This is a genomic window from Streptomyces sp. 35G-GA-8 (assembly GCF_023534745.1).
Taxonomy (GTDB): domain Bacteria; phylum Actinomycetota; class Actinomycetes; order Streptomycetales; family Streptomycetaceae; genus Streptomyces.
The window spans coordinates 1-1,297 of the sequence record NZ_JAMHJQ010000054.1; the positions used below are offsets into that span (position 1 = coordinate 1).

Here is a 1,297-nt window from a genome sequence, read left to right on the forward strand (position 1 = left end):
GTCGGCGGTGTGGGATGACCAGTCCGGTGCCTTGGTAGCCGCCGTCGGCGATGGTCATCGTTTTGCCGACGGCGGCCTTGGCTCCGGATTCTTCCCAGCCGCAGGAGTCGTGCCGGTTGCCGGGCAGGGGCCGGCCGACCATGACGACCAGGCGGGTGTCGGCGTCGATGACCACCTGATGGGCTGTGGAGTAGCGGTAGTTTTTCGACTGCTCGGCCACCGCATGGTCGCGAGTGGGCACCAGGGTGCCATCCACGATCAGCACGCTGTCTTTGCGGAACCGCTGGCGTGGCTGCAGCGCGAGCAACGGCCCAAGGTGGCCGATGATCCGGTCCGCCGCGGACTTCGAGATGCCNTTTCGACTGCTCGGCCACCGCATGGTCGCGAGTGGGCACCAGGGTGCCATCCACGATCAGCACGCTGTCTTTGCGGAACCGCTGGCGTGGCTGCAGCGCGAGCAACGGCCCAAGGTGGCCGATGATCCGGTCCGCCGCGGACTTCGAGATGCCGAACAGCGGTGCGATCTGGCGCATCGTCAAGTTTGTGCGCCAGTAAGCCGTGACAAGCAGAATGCGATCCTCAAGTGGGAGCCCCCAAGGCCGCCCACGCTGAAGCTCGGCAGCGGTCTCGCGCCGCACGGCGGTCACCAGCTTGCCGAAGCAGCGCGGGCTCAGCCCGGTGAAGGGACCTATCCAGGACGGCACCGACGCCGTGATCACTGCAGTCACACCAAGATCGTTCCATCTGAGGCCGGCCGGGATGTGCACGGATCAAATACGGAGCCCGAGGTGCCGGTCCAGCTGACTGCGCAGACGAGCAGAAGCCCCACGCAGAGTCCCGAGTTCTCTCACTTCCGCCGCCGGAAGTTCTGTCCGACCTGCGAGCGCGAGCACAGCGGCATAGGGTCGTTCGCCTTCGGCGAGCTTCGCCGCCACGGCGTCACGGACGGCTCGCAGCACTGCGTGGTCGGCACTCGGATGCTCCGCCAGCAGGCGAAGGAGCCTGTTGTCGTTCCACGCACTGTCATGGGCCGTGCTCAGTTCCAGCAGCGTGCCGGGCGCCGTTGAGGGATTGGCGGCCAGCGCCTGCCAGACGAAGGGGTATGGACAACGCGAGAGTCGATGCAGGACGGCGGTGTCGTTCTCAGCATGCGCCAGTTCGAGGTAGTCGGCAGGGGCGTGCACGGGCATGGCCCCTCAGGATCGTCGGGGCAATCATCCTGCCATCAGGGCTCGGTCGCCCGTGTGCGGGGCTCTGACCGTAACCGGTCGAAGATCGCTTACGGGACAACCCTTAG

Annotated in this window: 1 protein-coding gene and 2 pseudogenes; all 3 read right to left on the reverse strand. The window is 66.5% G+C overall.

Annotated features, from left to right (window positions below; genetic code table 11):
- Nucleotides 1-355 (reverse strand): annotated as a pseudogene (locus M1203_RS39420) (transposase); the annotation flags it as partial.
- A gap of 133 nt (nucleotides 356-488) precedes the next feature.
- Nucleotides 489-728: pseudogene (locus M1203_RS39425) on the reverse strand (transposase family protein); the annotation flags it as partial.
- Nucleotides 729-770: 42 nt separating this feature from the next.
- On the reverse strand, nucleotides 771-1,190 hold the full coding sequence (locus M1203_RS38480) for a hypothetical protein (RefSeq protein ID WP_249951709.1): 420 nt from the start codon (nucleotides 1,188-1,190) through the stop codon (nucleotides 771-773).
- Between the last annotated feature and the right edge of the window lie 107 nt (nucleotides 1,191-1,297).

What these genes read in the sequence shown, in the direction of transcription:
- M1203_RS38480 (WP_249951709.1), bottom strand. Translation starts at nt 1,190, where the DNA reads ATGCCCGTGCACGCCCCTGCCGACTACCTCGAACTGGCGCATGCTGAG.